At 73.5% G+C, this 14994-nt stretch carries 15 protein-coding genes; 5 read left to right on the forward strand and 10 right to left on the reverse strand.

All coding sequences use genetic code 11. The features are described 5' to 3' along the window. The 8 genes from PSU4_RS16675 to miaB form a co-directional block, all read right to left on the reverse strand. On the reverse strand, positions 1 to 1734 hold a 1734-nt coding region (locus PSU4_RS16675; protein WP_147109192.1), incomplete at its 3' end, for an AAA family ATPase. Further along, positions 1731 to 2903, reverse strand: a complete 1173-nt coding sequence (locus PSU4_RS16680) for an exonuclease SbcCD subunit D (RefSeq protein WP_147109195.1) — start codon at positions 2901 to 2903, stop codon at positions 1731 to 1733. The genes PSU4_RS16680 and PSU4_RS16675, both read right to left, overlap by 4 nt. Before the next feature lie 137 nt (positions 2904 to 3040). Next, entirely contained in the window at positions 3041 to 3463 is a 423-nt protein-coding gene (locus tag PSU4_RS16685) for a type II toxin-antitoxin system VapC family toxin (RefSeq protein ID WP_222596295.1), read from the reverse strand. Then, positions 3460 to 3849 carry an AbrB/MazE/SpoVT family DNA-binding domain-containing protein gene (locus PSU4_RS31890; RefSeq protein ID WP_147109198.1) on the reverse strand — a complete coding sequence of 130 codons (390 nt, stop codon included), beginning with the start codon at positions 3847 to 3849 and terminating at the stop codon, positions 3460 to 3462. Before PSU4_RS31890 ends, PSU4_RS16685 begins: the two co-directional genes overlap by 4 nt. A 164-nt stretch (positions 3850 to 4013) precedes the next feature. Beyond that, positions 4014 to 4415: a DUF302 domain-containing protein gene (locus PSU4_RS16695; protein WP_147109201.1), complete on the reverse strand. Its 402-nt coding sequence runs from the start codon at positions 4413 to 4415 to the stop codon at positions 4014 to 4016. 17 nt (positions 4416 to 4432) lie between these two features. Further along, complete coding sequence (locus tag PSU4_RS16700; RefSeq protein WP_186817003.1) at positions 4433 to 6166, reverse strand: ATP-binding protein; 1734 nt, start codon at positions 6164 to 6166, stop codon at positions 4433 to 4435. Positions 6167 to 6270: 104 nt separating this feature from the next. After that, positions 6271 to 6756: an Rv2732c family membrane protein gene (locus PSU4_RS16705; protein WP_147109207.1), complete on the reverse strand. Its 486-nt coding sequence runs from the start codon at positions 6754 to 6756 to the stop codon at positions 6271 to 6273. Further along, a complete protein-coding gene (gene miaB / locus PSU4_RS16710) occupies positions 6756 to 8222 on the reverse strand; it encodes a tRNA (N6-isopentenyl adenosine(37)-C2)-methylthiotransferase MiaB (RefSeq protein ID WP_147109210.1) in 1467 nt (488 codons plus the stop codon). The genes PSU4_RS16705 and miaB overlap by 1 nt, the downstream gene beginning before the upstream one ends. Positions 8223 to 8305: 83 nt before the next feature. Here miaB and PSU4_RS16715 point away from each other — a divergent pair, with 83 nt between their 5' ends. Then, positions 8306 to 9274: a TAXI family TRAP transporter solute-binding subunit gene (locus PSU4_RS16715; RefSeq protein ID WP_246115162.1), complete on the forward strand. Its 969-nt coding sequence runs from the start codon at positions 8306 to 8308 to the stop codon at positions 9272 to 9274. Between the two features lie 82 nt (positions 9275 to 9356). Here PSU4_RS16715 and PSU4_RS16720 read toward each other — a convergent pair whose 3' ends face one another. Then, the gene (locus tag PSU4_RS16720) at positions 9357 to 10760 is read right to left on the reverse strand and encodes a sensor histidine kinase (protein ID WP_147109215.1); all 1404 of its coding nucleotides are present in this window, start codon (positions 10758 to 10760) and stop codon (positions 9357 to 9359) included. A gap of 5 nt (positions 10761 to 10765) precedes the next feature. Beyond that, positions 10766 to 11449 carry a response regulator transcription factor gene (locus PSU4_RS16725; RefSeq protein WP_147109218.1) on the reverse strand — a complete coding sequence of 228 codons (684 nt, stop codon included), beginning with the start codon at positions 11447 to 11449 and terminating at the stop codon, positions 10766 to 10768. Between the two features lie 148 nt (positions 11450 to 11597). Between PSU4_RS16725 and PSU4_RS16730 the strand changes: the two genes are divergently transcribed. The 4 genes from PSU4_RS16730 (at position 11598) to PSU4_RS16745 (ending at position 14925) form a co-directional block, all read left to right on the forward strand. Next, positions 11598 to 12326, forward strand: coding sequence for an amino acid ABC transporter ATP-binding protein (locus PSU4_RS16730; RefSeq protein ID WP_147109328.1), 729 nt, complete (start codon positions 11598 to 11600; stop codon positions 12324 to 12326). A 91-nt stretch (positions 12327 to 12417) separates the two neighbouring features. Next, a complete protein-coding gene (locus PSU4_RS16735) occupies positions 12418 to 13305 on the forward strand; it encodes a glutamate ABC transporter substrate-binding protein (RefSeq protein ID WP_147109221.1) in 888 nt (295 codons plus the stop codon). 70 nt (positions 13306 to 13375) lie between these two features. Then, positions 13376 to 14023 carry an amino acid ABC transporter permease gene (locus tag PSU4_RS16740; RefSeq protein WP_147109224.1) on the forward strand — a complete coding sequence of 216 codons (648 nt, stop codon included), beginning with the start codon at positions 13376 to 13378 and terminating at the stop codon, positions 14021 to 14023. Beyond that, complete coding sequence (locus PSU4_RS16745) at positions 14020 to 14925, forward strand: amino acid ABC transporter permease (RefSeq protein ID WP_147109226.1); 906 nt, start codon at positions 14020 to 14022, stop codon at positions 14923 to 14925. The genes PSU4_RS16740 and PSU4_RS16745 overlap by 4 nt, the downstream gene beginning before the upstream one ends. Positions 14926 to 14994 lie beyond the last annotated feature (69 nt).

Below are 14994 nucleotides of genomic sequence, written 5' to 3' on the forward strand. Positions count from 1 at the left end.
GGTGTCGAGCCGGGCCAGCTCGGTCGCGGCCCGGTCGGCGCCCGCCGCGGCGTCGGCGGCGGCGGCGCGGGCCCGGTCGAGGTCGGCGTCGGCGGCCGCCACGGCGGCGTCGGCCGCGGCGAGGGCCGTCCCGTCGGCGGCGGGCGGCAGGGTCGTGACGGTCTGCTCGCACACCGGGCACGCGTCGCCGACGTGCAGTGCCGGTCGCAGCGCGCCCGCACGGTCGGCGTGGGCGGCCGCGTCGCGGGTCGCACGGGCCGCGTCGACAGCGTCGCGGGCGGCGTCGAGGGCCGTCGCCGCCGAGGCACGGGCCGCAACGGCGGACTCGTGCCGTGCGGCCAGGTCGGGCCGCCGGACGAGCGCGGCATCGAGGGCGGTGTGGTCGGCCAGCGCCTTGTCGAGCGCGGCGCGGGCGGGTGCCCCGGCCCGGGCCTCGCGCGCCGCGGCGTCGGCGGCCTCGGCCTCCTCCAGCGCCTTCGCGGCGGCGGCCAGGTCGTCGTCGGCGGCGCGGCGGCGGCCGTCGAGGCGGTCGAGCCCGTCGGGGACGCGCAGCGCGGCGAGCTGGGACCGCTCCGAGTCGAGGCGGGCCAGCTCGCGGTCGGCCCCGTCCAGGCGCGCGGCGGCGCTGTCGCGGGCGGCCCGCGCCGTCTCCAGCACGGCGGCGGCGTCGGCGGCGGCCCGTGCGGCGTCCTTCTCCTCGGCGGCCGCGGCGTCGTGCGCGGCGGCCGCACCGGGCCTGGCGTCGCGGGCGGCGGCGAGCTCGGCATGGTCGCGGCGGGCCTGCTCGAGCGGACCGCGGGCCGGCGCGGCGTCGCGGGCCGTGCGGGCGTCCGCATCGGCGGCGACGGCGTCGGCCACCACGCGCGCCGCCGCGGCGGACGCCTCGGCCGCCGACTTCCGGCGCGCATCGACGTCCGCGGCCCCCACCGGGACGGAGATCGCGGCCAGCACCACGCGTTCGCGCTCGGTCGTGGCCACCGCGGCCTCGGCCGCCACGACCGCGGCCGCCGCCTCGCCCAGCCGCTCGGCGGCGTCGGTGACCCGGTCGGCCAGCGCGCCCAGCGCGTCGACGCGGGCGGTCGCACCGGCCACGGCGTCGGCGGTCGCGTCGTCGTAGGCACCGAGCTGGCCCGCGAGCACGTCGGCCCGCTCCCCCGCGGCCGCCGCCTCCCGGTTGGCCTCCCGCGCGATGGCCTCGTAGACGTCGAGACCCAGCAGCCGGACGAGCATCTTCTGCCGATCGGCCGGCCTGGCGTGCAGGAACTCCGCAAACGCGCCCTGCGGCAGCACCACGCACTGGCAGAACTGGTCGAACGGCAGCCCCAGCAGGCGCTCGACCTCCGGGGTCACCCCCGAGTCGGCGGCCAGGACGCGGCTGTCGCCGTCGAGCTCCGCCGGATCGGCGAGCAGCTCCAGCCGGGCGCTGCGCACCGTCACCTTGTCCTGCGCCGACCGCCGCAGCTCCCGCGCCGCGACGTAGCGCTCGCCCCCGACGTCGAACACCAGCCGCACGACCCCGCGCGACACGTGCGGCGCCAGGCCCAGCCGGACGGCGCGCCGGTCGTCCCAGCGCGGCACCGAGCCGTAGAGCGCGAAGCACAGCGCGTCGACGACAGTCGACTTCCCGGCGCCGGTCGGGCCGACGAGCGCGAAGTAGTCGGCACCCGTGAAGTCGACGACGGCGGGCTCCCGGAAGGCGGCGAACCCGTTCAGCTCCAGCCGGACCGGCCTCATCCCGCACCCCCGGCGTCGGCGCTGGTGACCTTGTCGTGCAGGCGCGCGAACAGCGCGTCGAGCCGCGGATCGGCCACCGCGCGGTCGCGGCAGTACTCCCCGAACAGCTCCGACGGGTTCCGGTCGGTCCCCCCGCCCTCCGGCCGCGACGCCGTGACCTGCGCGGCGAACTCCGGGTCGATCCGCACCTCCAGTGCGTTGGGCAGCAGCGCCGTGACGTCCTCGCGCAGGCCCGCCCGGGCCGGCTCCCGGACCGTGACGCGCAGGTAGTCCTCGCCCACCGCGTCGCGCAGCGCCGCCAGCTCGTCGACGGTGCCGGTGACCGTGCGCAGCCCCCGGCCCGACGTGATCGGGATGTCGGTGACCCGGGCCGGCGTCGTCGCCGTGGCCTCCACCAGGCACACGACGCTCGTGTTGGCCTGCTCCCCGAAGTCGACCGCCAGCGGCGACCCCGAGTAGTGCACCGGCGCGGGTGCGGCCAGCTTCTGCCGACGGTGGAGGTGCCCGAGGGCGACGTAGTGCGTGTCGGCCGGGAAGATCGCCGCCGGGACGGCGTACTCGAAGATCGACTGCGCCATCCGCTCACCCCCGCCGAACTCGCCGCCCAGCACCGTGAGGTGCGCCGCGACGAGGTTGACCGAGTCGGTGGCGAACCCGTCGGTCAACGACCCGACGATGCCGCGCAGCTGCTGGTCGTAGTCGGCGTTGTGCTCGGCCGGCAGTTTGGCCACCAGCTCCGCCGCCCGGACCGCGTAGCGCTGCGACAGGAACGGCAGCGCCGCGATGTTCGCCTTCTCCCCGCCGCGCGTCACCATCTCGACGACGCCGCCGTGCTCCTTGGTGCGCACCGTGCCGACGATCGTCACCCCCGCCGCGGCCGCGAACTGCCGGTAGGCGTCGAGGGTGGCGCCGTGGTCGTGGTTGCCGCCGATGACGACGACCTTCGCCCCCGTCCCGGCCAGCGCCGTCAGCGCCTGGACGACGAGCTGCTGCGCCGCGGCGTTGGGGGCCGCGGTGTCGTAGAGGTCGCCCGCCACGACGACCAGGTCGACCTCCTGCTCGCGGGCCACGCCGATGATCTCGCCCAGCACCGCCCGCTGCTCGTCGAGCCGGCTGTGCCCCTTCAACGTCTTGCCGACGTGCCAGTCGGCGGTGTGCAGGATTCGCATCGCCGGGAACGGTATTCGCCACCCCCGACAAGATCGCCGCCGGGCGGACCCCGCGCGGCCGTCGAGGCGGTTCCCGGGTCCGGCGCCGCGTCCGTTCGAGGACCACGGCGCGGGCGGCGGCGGGCGGGGTCTGCCAGCTACCGGATGAGGTGGATCGGTACGCCGAACGCCTCGACGTCGTCGACGCGGGTCCACGCCGCGTCGGCGGTCAGTGCGGGCAGGTCGAGCCGCGCGGCGAGAGCGAGACAGCAGCGGTCGCCCAGCGACAGGCCCGCCTCGCGCCCGCGTTCCCAGAAGTCGGCTGCGGTCGCAGCGTCGTCGAGGGTGAACGGCTCGACGATCACGCCGAGGACCTGGACCCGGCGCAGGGTGCGGGCGGCGTCGATGCCGTGCTGGGCCAGTTTCTGCCACACCTCCGACCAGTTCACCGCGCTCACCGCCGCGCCGGCCATGGTGGGCCCGACGATGTCGGCGCCCGGCTCGTCACGCAGCCACGCCAGCAATGCCGACGCGTCCAGGACCACCCGACCTGCCGTCCCGGCGGGGGGAAGCTCGGTCACCGGACTTCGTCCTCGGCTTCGTCCGCCGGCGTGTTCTCGGGGTCGCCGTCGACGTCCCCGACCTCCCCGACGTCCCCGACCTCCCCAACGTCACCGACGTCCCCGACGTCACCGACGTCCCCGACGTCACCGGCGGCCTCGGCCCTGGCCGCAGCGCGACGCTCGGTCGCGAGCTCGTCGACCACCGACCCGACGCCCTCCCAGTCCCGGGCGATGTCGCGGCGGACTCGTGCGGCCAGCCGAGCGCGGGTCTCGATCACGACGCGGCCGTCTTCGACGTGGACGACCACGGAGTCGCCGGGCTCGATCCCTGCGGCCCGACGCACCTGCGCCGGGATCGTCACCCGGCCCTGGTTGTTGACCGCAACCTCGGCATGCGGGCTCATGTCGTCAGGGTGTGTCACATCGTCAGTGTGTCAGACACCGGGTCGTCGTGACATGGCTCGGTGTGTCGCCACCGGTTGTGCGCGACCGCAACGCCGGGCGACAGCGCGTCCGTGGGGTGGCCGCTCTAGCGGAACCGACACCACGTCGAGCTCAGCGGGGTCTGTCAGGGAGCGGTTGCCGCGGCAGCGAACGTCGCGAGGGCGCGGGCCAGGGCCTCGACGGCGGTCGCCGACTCCGTGAGGTCGTGGCGCGCGGCGATCCAGGAGGGCTCGTTCCAGCCGAGCCACACCTGACCGGCCTCGTCCTCCCAGCCCAGCGCCGTGAGCGGGAGGTCGATGCCCGCGGTCTGGCGCTCCTGCATCAGCGGCGTGCCGCCCTCGGGGCGGCCGAAGAGCAGCACCGTCGTCGGACGCAGGTCCATGCCGACCTTCGCCGCGGCGGCGGCGTGGTCGATCCGCGCGAGCACGGCGAGCCCGGCCTTCTCGACGGCGGCGGCGAGCCGGTCGACCGTCTCGGCGACGGTGTGCGGAGACGTGACGGCGGTGAGCCCGTCGATCTCGGTCATGGCTGCTCCGGTGAGGCTCAGAAGGGGGGCGGGTCGTCGCTGCCGGGGAGGCCGGCGAAGGGGTCGCGGGGGCGGCCGCCGTTGCTGCCCGACCCTCCCGGCGGGGCGGCGACGGGCGCGGCGCACTCGGACTCGCGCGTCGCCCAGGCCGGGAAGGGGAACTCGACGGCGATCGGCACCGGGATCTCGGGCTGGGAGACGAACATCGTGCCGGGTTTGGCGAGGACGGCGCGGGCGCGCTGGGTGGGCGGCAGGAAGCCGTACTCGGGGCGGCCGGCCTCGGCCGGGTCGAGCCGTCCGACGATCTTCACCGACGAGTTGGAGACGATCCGCCGCTCCACCTCGCTGGCCGTCTGCTGCGCGCCGACGAGGATGATCCCGAGCGATCGGCCGCGTTCGGCGATGTCGAGCAGGACCTCCTTGATGGGGCTCGACCCTTCGCGGGGGGCGTACTTGTTGAGCTCGTCGATCATGGTGAACAGCAGCCCGCCGGGGCCGGCCTGTTCCTTGCGGGCGGTCTCGGCGGCCAGCACCACACCGACGACGAAGCGTTGGGCACGTTCGGGCAGGTTGTGCAGGTCGATGACCGTGAGCTGGCTGTGCTCGGTGGTGACGCGGCGCGCGTTGGTGTCGGCGAGGTCGCCGCGGACGATGCCGCGCAACGGTTTCAGGCTCGACCGCAGCCGCCGCAGGAAGGCGTTGACGGTGCCGACGCCGGTGACGGGCCCGGCCCAGTCGCGGCGGGAGTCCTCGTCGGTGAGCCGGTCGGAGACGAACTCGACGAGGTCGTCGTAGGTGCGCAGGACCTGGCCCTCGATCATGACCGAGCCGGAGTCGCCGACGGCGGACACCTCACGCCTGAGCCGGGACGCGACCTGGTGGATGACCATCGTGTACTGGTTGCGCTCGTCCTCGGCGTCGGCGAAGACGTAGGGCAGCAGTTCGCGGGCGCAGAACTCGCCGAGGGTCCACCAGAACGCGGCGATGCCGTGGGTGCGGCCGACGACGTGGGGCCGGCCGGACGGGTCGTCGGGCATGGGTGGGGCGAAGAACCCGACGGAGCCGAAGGGGGCGGCGGTGAGGCCGAGGCGGGCGTAGTCGGCGCGCAGGTCGTCGTCGAGGCGGAGGTTGGGCCGGTCGAGGAAGAGCAGGTCCTCGCCCTTGACGCTGAACACGAGCGCCTTGGAGTTGAGCGCGCGCCGCCCGAGGGCCCCGCCGGTGAACAGCGAGTACAGCAGGAACAGCGCGAAGCTGGTCTTGGTGGCGACGCCGGAGATGCCGGAGATGGAGACGTGGCCGCCGCGGGTGCCGTCGAGGAACTCGAGGTTGACGTAGACGGGTTCGCCGTCGCGCCCGACGCCGGCGGCGACCTGGTGTTCCATCCGGTCGAAGTAGAGGGCGCGGGCGCGTTCGTCGCCGGTGGCGCGGCGGACGAGCTCACCGGGGCGCGGCGGCACGTAGAACTCGGGCTCGACCCGCGTGGTCATGACCTCGGCGATCTCCTGCACCTGCGCGGGCAGGACGCCGTCGGCGATGAGGAACACGTCGGAGCCGAAGGAGGCGCCTTCGTGGCGGGCGCGGACCTCGGTGACGACCCCGCTGGTGACGACCGTCCCGACGCCGGGGACGTCGCGTTCGGTGGCCACGACGTCGTCGAGCTGCAGGTAGGCACCGGGCGCGAGGGCGACGGCGAACTCGAGCGGTGTGGAGTCCTCGGTGCCGACGACACGGCCTACGGTCGACTCGCCCACGGGTTCCTCGGCCACGGTCCTCCCACGATTTCAGCGACCCGGGATGCGGGTCCGCACGACCCTATCGACGGCCTACGACAATCCTGCGAACCGCCTGCGGAACCTCAGCGGCGCAGGGCGATGCGTGCCCACGTGGCGGCCAGCACCACGATCGCGACGAGGGCCAGGACCAGGCCGAACTCCGGGCCGAGCCCACCCTGCGGCACCGAGATCTGGCGTGACCAGACGGCCCAGACGCCGGTGATCGTCGAGATGCCGCAGCCGGCGGCGCACACCCAGGCGAGCGCCCAGATCCGCGTCGCGAGGGCGACCCCCGAGGCGGCGACGCCGAAGATCAGCGCGGCGAAGGTGAACAGCCGCGGGAGGATGCCGTAGCCGGCGCCCTCGCCGACGAGCAGGTCCCAGCCGCGTTCGTCGCCGATCCAGGGCAGCAGGAACGCTGCGATGAGCACGAGGACCGCGACGGCGACGACCATCGCCGTGGCCCCCGGGTCGATGCGGCGTTCCACGCGGCGCGCGACGTCGCGCAGCTCGCGGTCGAGCTCGGAGAGCCCCTCGGTCATGCCGTTCTCCTCACGCTCGTCGGCCATCAGTTCCCGTCGCATCCTGCGGCCGCCGGCACCGGGGCGGGCGCGCCGAAGCCGGGCAGGCCGAGACCCGTCGGGGCGCCGCCGGGACGGGTGCCGGCCTCGAACGCGTCGCCCGCGCGGGTGCGCCGGTGCGAGAGCAGCCCGTCGTCGGCGACGAGGTGGTGCGGGGCGCCGTAACCGATGGTCACGGTGACGACGTCGCCCGGGCGGACCGGGGCGTCGCCGGGGGCGAAGTGTACGAGCCGCCCGTCACGGGCCCGGCCGGACATCCGGCGGGTCTCGGCGTCCTTGCGGCCCTCGCCGGTGGACACGAGCACCTCGACCTCGCGGCCCTCGACGGCCCGGTTCTGTTCCCAGGAGATCCGTTCCTGCAGCTCGACCAGGCGCATGTAGCGCTCCTGGACGACCTTCTTGGGCAGCTGGTCGGGCAGCGTGGCGGCGGGGGTCCCGGGGCGCTGCGAGTACTGGAAGGTGAAGGCCTGGGCGAACCGGGCGCGCTCGACGACGTCGAGGGTCGCCTGGAAGTCCTCCTCGGTCTCGCCCGGGAATCCGACGATGATGTCGGTGCTGATGGCGGCGTCGGGGATGGACGCGCGCACCTCGTCGATGATGGAGAGGAACCGCGAGGACCGGTAGGAGCGGCGCATCTCGCGCAGGACGCGGTCGGAGCCGGACTGCAGCGGCATGTGCAGCTGCGGGCACACGTTGGGCGTCTCGGCCATCGCGGCGATGACGTCGGAGGAGAACTCGCGCGGGTGCGGCGAGGTGAACCGGACGCGTTCGAGGCCGTCGACGTCGCCACAGGCGCGCAACAGCTTCGAGAACGCCTCGCGGTCGCCGAACTCGACGCCGTAGGCGTTGACGTTCTGGCCCAGCAGGGTCACCTCGAGCACGCCGTCGGCGGCCAGGGCGGAGACCTCGGCGAGGACGTCGCCGGGGCGGCGGTCGCGTTCCTTGCCGCGCAACGACGGCACGATGCAGAACGTGCAGGTGTTGTTGCAGCCCACCGAGATCGACACCCAGCCGGCGTAGGCGGACTCGCGGCGCGCCGGGAGCGTCGACGGGAAGACCTCGAGGGACTCGCGGATCTCGACCTCGGCGCGCTCGTTGTGCCGCGCCCGCTCCAGCAGGGTGGGCAGGGCGCCGACGTTGTGGGTGCCGAACACCACGTCGACCCACGGCGCCTTGGCGACGATCGTGTCGCGGTCCTTCTGCGCCAGGCAGCCGCCGACGGCGATCTGCATGCCGGGCTTCGCGGCCTTGCGCGGCGCGAGGTGGCCGAGGTTGCCGTAGAGCTTGTTGTCGGCGTTCTCGCGGACGGCGCAGGTGTTGAACACGACGACGTCGGCCTCGTCGGACTCGTCGGCGCGCACGTACCCGGCCGACTCCAGCAGACCCGCCATCCGCTCGGAGTCGTGCACGTTCATCTGGCACCCGTAGGTGCGAATGGTGTAGCTGCGGGTCACGGCCCGAGGGTATGCCGTCCGCGGCGGACGCGGCGCACCGGCAGGGGTCGACCCGCGGCACCGGGTCGGGAGAGGATGCGCCGGTGGCGGACACTGCGGACACCGTCGACCGCCGGGGGTTCCTGCGTGTCTCGGGGGCGCTGGGGCTCGCGGCGGTGCTCTCGGCCTGCACCTCCGCCTGGGCGGACGTGCGGCTGACCGTCGCCGCCGGTGCGACGCAAGGCGTCTACTACACACTCGGCGGGGCGCTGGCCGACGTGTGGCGCGACCACCTGAGCCTGGCCGTACGGCCCGAGGTGCTCTCCACCGAGGGGTCGGGGCAGAACCTGGCGCTGCTCGCGGGCGGCCGCGCCGACGTCGCGTTCTCCCAGATCGACACGGCCGCCGACGCACTGGCCGCCACGCCGACCGGGCCACGCTCACCCCGGGCGCTGGCCCGGATCTACGACGACGCGACGCAGGTCGTGGTCCGGGCCGACTCGCCGTACCGGGCGCTCGCCGACCTGCGAGGTGCGCGGGTGTCGATCGGCGCCGAGAACTCGGGCGTCACGCCGATCGCGCAACGTCTGCTGCGCGGCGCGGGCCTCGACCCGGACCGCGACGTGCAGCCCGCGACGCTGGGCATCAACGACTCCGTCGCCGCGATGCGCGACGACGGGATCGACGCGTTCTTCTGGTCGGGCGGGGTGCCGACGGTCGGGGTGGCCACGCTCGCCACGACCGTCCCGGTACGGCTGCTGGACCTGCACGACGTGCTGCCCCGGGTTCGCGGCGCCTACCCCGTCTACTCGACGGGGACCGTCCCCGCGCAGACCTACGGCATCCCCGACCCGATCACGACCCTGTTGGTGCGCAACGTGCTGGTGGTGCCGGCGGCGATGCCCGACGACGTCGCCGCCGCGCTGGTCGACGGCCTGTTCGCCGAGCAGCCGCGGCTGGCGGCGGCGAGCGCGGCAGCGTTGACGATCGACGCCCGCGCCGCCATCGGCACCCAGCCCGTCCCGCTGCATCCGGGCGCGGAACGCTTCTACCGCTCGACGAAGGCCCTCTGAGCGCGGCTCTCCGCCGGCGGCCGCCGCACACGCGAACGAACGGCACAGTCGCGCAACTGAGTTGCGCGACTGTGCCGTTCGTTCAGGACGGAGCCTGCGCGGACGGGGCGGGTTCCGGGCCCGGGAGGCTCGCCACGACCCGCAGACCCCCGTCGGACGGCGACTCCAGCCGCAGCGTGCCCCCGGCCAGCTCCGCGGTCCGCGCCGCGATCGCGAGGCCGAGCCCGGAGCCCTCGACGTTGCTCTGGTCCGGGGCCCGCCAGAAGCGGTCGGTGGCGCGGTCGAGGTCGTCGGCGGCGATGCCGGGGCCGGTGTCGCGCACCCCGATCTCGACGGCCCCGTCGATCCCGAGGACGGCCACGTCGATCCGCCCTCCGGGCGGGGTGAACTTGACGGCGTTGTCGAGCAGCGCGTCGAGGACGGTCTCGATGCCGCCGACCGGGGCGCGTGCGGCCAGACCGCGGGAGCCGGTGCGGCGCAACGCGAGGCCGGTGTGTTCGGCGAGCGGGCGCCAGGCGTCGACCCGGTCGTCGACGGCGGTGTCGACGTCGACGGTCTCGCTGACCGACACCCGCTCCGCCCGGGCGAGGGCGAGCAGCCCGTCGAGCACCGCGGAGAGCCGCTCGGTCTCCTCCATGGCCGCGACGTGGTCCTCGGCGGCCGGGCCGGCGACGTGCCCGTCGAGGTTGGACAGCCGCAGCCGCAGCGCCGTCAGGGGGTTGCGCAGCTGGTGGCTCGCGTCGGCGACGAACGCCCGCTGCGCCGACAGGGCCTGGATGACGGTCTCGGCCATCTCGTCGAACGACGTGGTGAGCCGGCGCAGCTCGGGGGGGCCGGACCCGTCGGCGACGGGGTCGGCGGGCTTGCCCGCCAGTACCGCCCCGGCGACGCGGTGGGTGCCCTCGTCGAGGCGCCGGACCGGCCGCAGGATCCAGCGGACGACGGGCAGCGCCACCAGCGTCCCGGCGACCAGCGCCAGCAGGAACGCGCCGGCGACGATGCCCCAGACCCGCAGCTCCTGCGCCCGCAGCGCCCCGGTCGGCGAGACCGTCACGGCCGCCCCGCGCACCTCTCCGTCGACGAGGACGGGTTCGGCGAGCACGACGGGCCGCTCGTCCCACGGCAGCAGGTACGGGTAGGGCTCGGAGCGGCGGTTGGCCAGCGCGAGCCCGACGCGTTCGCGGCCGTTCTCGTCGAGGTCGAGGGCGCCGCCCGACGAGGCCAGCAGCCGCCGGGTGCGGTCGAGCACGGCCACCTGGACGCCGTAGACCTCCTGGTAGCGGGCCAGCTCCGCGGCCAGCCCGGAGGCGTCGGCCTCGGTGATGGGGCGCTGCGCGATGGAGGCGAAGAAGATCGTGTCGGTGAGCCGGTCGGTGAACAGCTCCTGCTGGGCCGAGCGGGTGTCGGCCAGCGCGAGGGGCACGCCGAGGCCCGCGGCGAGCAGTCCCATCAGGACCAGGACCGTGACCAGCAGCCTGCTGCGCACCGCGGCTACTCGGCGGTCGGGGCGGGGACGCCGAGCCGGTAGCCGACGCCGCGGACGGTCTGGACGAGATCGGCCCGTCCGAGCTTCGTGCGCAGGGTGGCGACGTGCACGTCGAGCGTGCGGTTGGCGCCGGGCCAGCTGCGGCCCCACACCTCGGCGACGATCCGGCTGCGCGTGCACACGGTGCCGCCGGCCGCCGCGAGCAGCGCCAGCACCTGGAACTCCTTGCGCGTCAACGACACCTCGGTGTCGTCGACGGTGACGACGTGCCGGTCGAGGTCGACGCGTACGCCCTCGACGACGACCTCGCCCCCGGCCGGCCCCGCGGTGGCGGTGGCGCCGCGGCGCCGGCAGACGGCGTGCACGCGGGCGACGAGCTCGCCGATGTCGTAGGGCTTCACGAGGTAGTCGTCGGCGCCGGAGTGCAGGCCGAGAATGCGGTCGTCGACCTCGCCGCGGGCCGACACCACGATCACCGGCACGTCCGACACCTGCCGGATGGCCCGGCAGACGTCGACGCCGTCGACGTCGGGCAGCCCGAGGTCGAGCAGCACGACGTCGACACCGGGAAGGTGGTCGACCGCGCCGCGCCCCCGCGCGAGGCGTGTGGTGGTCATTCCGTGTCGGTGCAGCGCCGGTCGCAGCGCGGCAGCGACGCGGTCGTCGTCCTCGACCAGCAGGATGTGCACGCCGCGAGCCTTCCCCGGGAGCGCTCCGAAACCGAGAGCGTTATGAGCCTGCAACCCTAAAGGTTGCCCAAGGTGGTGGACTCGGGTGTCCGGATCGCCCTAGCGTCCCGCCATGCCCGGAGGTTCACCTGTGAGCGAAACCACGCCGATGGTCCGGATGGCGGGCGTCGACAAGCACTTCGGCGAGCTGCACGTCCTGCGCGACATCAATCTCGAGGTGCCCCAGGGGCAGGTCGTCGTGGTGCTCGGCCCGTCGGGCTCGGGCAAGTCGACGTTGTGCCGCACGATCAACCGGCTCGAGCCGATCGACAGCGGCGTCATCGAGATCGACGGGAAGACCCTGCCCGCGGAGGGCAAGGAGCTCGCGCGGCTGCGCGCCGACGTCGGCATGGTCTTCCAGAGTTTCAACCTGTTCGCGCACAAGACGATCCTCGAGAACGTCACGCTCGCGCCGCTGAAGGTGCGCAGGACGGGTAAGGCCGAGGCCGAGAAGAACGGGATCGCGCTGCTCGAGCGGGTCGGCATCGCCAACCAGCGCGACAAGTACCCCGCCCAGCTCTCCGGCGGCCAGCAGCAGCGCGCCGCGATCGCCCGGGCCCTCGCGATGAAGCCGAAGGTCATGCTGTTCGACGAGCCGACCTCCGCGCTCGACCCGGAGATGGTCAACGAGGTCCTCGACGTCATGACCGGGCTGGCCAAGGAGGGCATGACCATGCTCGTGGTCACCCACGAGATGGGCTTCGCCCGCCGCGCCGCCAACCGTGTCGTGTTCATGGCCGACGGCGAGATCGTCGAGGACGCCACACCCGACACCTTCTTCACCGCACCGAAGTCGGACCGGGCCAAGGACTTCCTCGGCAAGATCCTCACCCACTGAGCGGCTGCCCCACCAGCGCCGCCCCACCAGCGCCGCGGCGAGAGCGCCGCACCGTACGACAGCCCGACGTCCCGACCGAGACGGAGATCCGATGAAGTTGCGCACCCTGGTGGTCGGCCTGATGGCCACCGCCCTGGCACTGACAGCATGTGGGAAGGAGGGGTCACCCGGCAGCGAGGGCTCCGGCGTCACCCAGGAAGCCGTCGCCGACGTCCAGGTGCCCGGTTCGACGACCTTCGCCGCCATGCAGCAGCGTGGCCGCGTCGTCATCGGCGTCAAGGACGACCAGCCCGGCCTCGGGTTCAAGGACGCGACGACCGGCCAGTACTCCGGCTTCGACATCGAGATCGCCCGGCTCGTCGCCGCCCAGCTCGGGTTCGGCGCCGACAAGATCGACTACAAGACGGTCCCGTCGGCCGCCCGTGAGGACACGATCTCCCGCGGCGAGGTCGACTACTACGTCGGCACCTACACGATCAACGACAACCGCAAGCAGCGCGTGTCGTTCGCCGGCCCGTACTTCATCGCCGGCCAGGGCATCCTCGTCCGCTCCGACGAGACCGCGATCACCGGCAAGGACACCCTCAAGGGCAAGAAGGTCTGCTCCGTGACCGGCTCGACGCCGATCCAGCGGGTGCGCGACCAGGGTCTGACCGAGCCCGGCAACATCGTCGAGTTCCAGACCTACACCCAGTGCGTCGACCAGCTGCTGGCCAACCAGGTCGACGCGGTCACCACCGACGACGCGATCCTCAAGGGCTACGCCTCGCAGCAGCCCGACAAGCTGAAGGTCGTCGGCGACACGTTCTCGACCGAGCCCTACGGCATCGGCCTCAACAAGGACGATGCCGCCCTGCGCGGCAAGATCAACGACATCCTGCAGGCGTCCTACGACGACGGCACGTGGCAGAAGATCTACGACTCCACGCTCGGCAAGTCCGGTTCCGCCGGCTCGCCGCCGCCGCTGCAGCGCTACTGATCGGACACCGGTGGGGCCGGACCGCACACGCGGTCCGGCCCCACCTCCGGCGTGAGGAGCCGATGCGTCGATGAACGTCCTGCTCGACAACCTGGACCTGTACGGCCGCGCCTTCCTCGGCACGATCGAGCTGTTCCTGATCGCCGCGGTCGGCTCGCTGGTCCTGGGCGCGGTCGTGGCCGGGATGCGGGTCAGCCCGGTGCCGATCCTGCGGGCCTTCGGCACGATCTACGTGAACCTGATCCGGAACACCCCGCTCACGCTGATCCTCTTCTTCTTCGCGTTCGCCTACCCGCGCCTCGAGATCGTCGACCTCTCGTTCTTCACCCGGGCCTGCATCGGCCTGATCCTCTACACGGCCGCGTTCGTGTGCGAGGTGATCCGGTCGGGCATCAACACCGTCCCCGTCGGCCAGGCCGAGGCGTCACGGGCGCTCGGGTTCGGCTTCGGCCAGACCCTGACGACGATCGTCATGCCCCAGGCCGTCCGCGCCGTCGTCCCCCCGCTGACCAACGTCCAGATCGCGCTGCTGAAGAACACCACGATCGCCTCGGGCTTCTCGGTGTTCCAGGCGGGCGGCATCTACCAGGAGCTGTCGGAGAACGGCTACAACGTCCTCGTCGGCCTGCTGTGGATCGCCCTGGGCTTCCTGATCCTCGTCGTCCCGCTGACGTTGCTGCAGCGCAACCTCGACCGCCGTTGGAGCGTGGCGAAGTGACCTCGGTCCTCTACGACGTCCCCGGCCCCCGCGCCCGGGTCCGCAACGGCATCATCGGCGTCGTCGGCACGCTCGTCGTGCTCGGCATCCTCGCGTTCGTGGTCTACCGGCTCGCGGCGACGGGCCAGTTCGACCCGCGGCTGTGGGAATGGATCCAGTTCAAGGCGATCCAGGTCCTGCTCGTCGAGGCCCTGCTGAACACGCTGAGCGCGTTCGCGGCCGCCGCCGTGCTGTCGCTCGCGTTCGGCGCGCTGTTCGCCGCCGGCCGGCTCTCCGAACATGCCTGGCTGCGTGGCCCGTCGACGGCGATCGTCGAGTTCTTCCGCGCGGTCCCGCTGCTGATCCTGATCTTCATCCTGTACTTCGGCGTCTCGCAGACCCTCGGCCTGAACCTGTCGACGTACTGGTCGCTGGTGCTCGGCCTGATGCTCTACAACGGCTCGGTGCTCGCCGAGATCTTCCGGGCCGGTGTGCGGGCGCTGCCCCGCGGGCAGAGCGAGGCCGCGTACGCGCTGGGCCTGCGCAAGACGCAGGTCATGACGAACGTGCTGCTCCCGCAGTCGCTGCGCGCGATGCTGCCGACGATCGTCAGCCAGCTCGTCGTCGTCCTCAAGGACACCGCGCTGGGCTTCATCATCCTGTACCCGGAGCTGCTCTACCAGGCACGCTTCCTGGGCAGCCAGGGCCAGCTCGGCGCGCCGATCCTGCAGGTCGCCATGGTCATCGCGGTCATCTACATCATCCTGTGCCTGATCCTGTCGGGGGTCGCGTACCTGCTCGAGCGTCGGAGCCGGCGCTCCCCGCGTGGTGGCGACATCGACCCCGGGGAAAAGGCCCGCGCCGAAGGCGAGGTCGCGGCCGCGCAGGCCCAGGGCGGCGGCGGCGCGATCGGCGGGGCCTGAGCCGGACGGCCCGCAGGACGACCACCGACGCCGCGAGACCCGGCCTGACGTCGAACCCGGCGCCGAGGG

The organism is Pseudonocardia sulfidoxydans NBRC 16205 (genome assembly GCF_007989085.1).
In the GTDB taxonomy this organism is placed as follows: domain Bacteria; phylum Actinomycetota; class Actinomycetes; order Mycobacteriales; family Pseudonocardiaceae; genus Pseudonocardia; species Pseudonocardia sulfidoxydans.

What these genes read in the sequence shown, in the direction of transcription:
- PSU4_RS16695 (WP_147109201.1), bottom strand. Translation starts at nt 4,415, where the DNA reads ATGACCGAGATCGACGGGCTCACCGCCGTCACGTCTCCGCACACCGTC.
- PSU4_RS16680 (WP_147109195.1), bottom strand. Translation starts at nt 2,903, where the DNA reads ATGCGAATCCTGCACACCGCCGACTGGCACGTCGGCAAGACGTTGAAG.
- PSU4_RS16740 (WP_147109224.1), top strand. Translation starts at nt 13,376, where the DNA reads ATGAACGTCCTGCTCGACAACCTGGACCTGTACGGCCGCGCCTTCCTC.
- PSU4_RS16735 (WP_147109221.1), top strand. Translation starts at nt 12,418, where the DNA reads ATGAAGTTGCGCACCCTGGTGGTCGGCCTGATGGCCACCGCCCTGGCA.
- PSU4_RS31890 (WP_147109198.1), bottom strand. Translation starts at nt 3,849, where the DNA reads ATGAGCCCGCATGCCGAGGTTGCGGTCAACAACCAGGGCCGGGTGACG.
- PSU4_RS16730 (WP_147109328.1), top strand. Translation starts at nt 11,598, where the DNA reads ATGGTCCGGATGGCGGGCGTCGACAAGCACTTCGGCGAGCTGCACGTC.
- PSU4_RS16705 (WP_147109207.1), bottom strand. Translation starts at nt 6,756, where the DNA reads ATGGCCGACGAGCGTGAGGAGAACGGCATGACCGAGGGGCTCTCCGAG.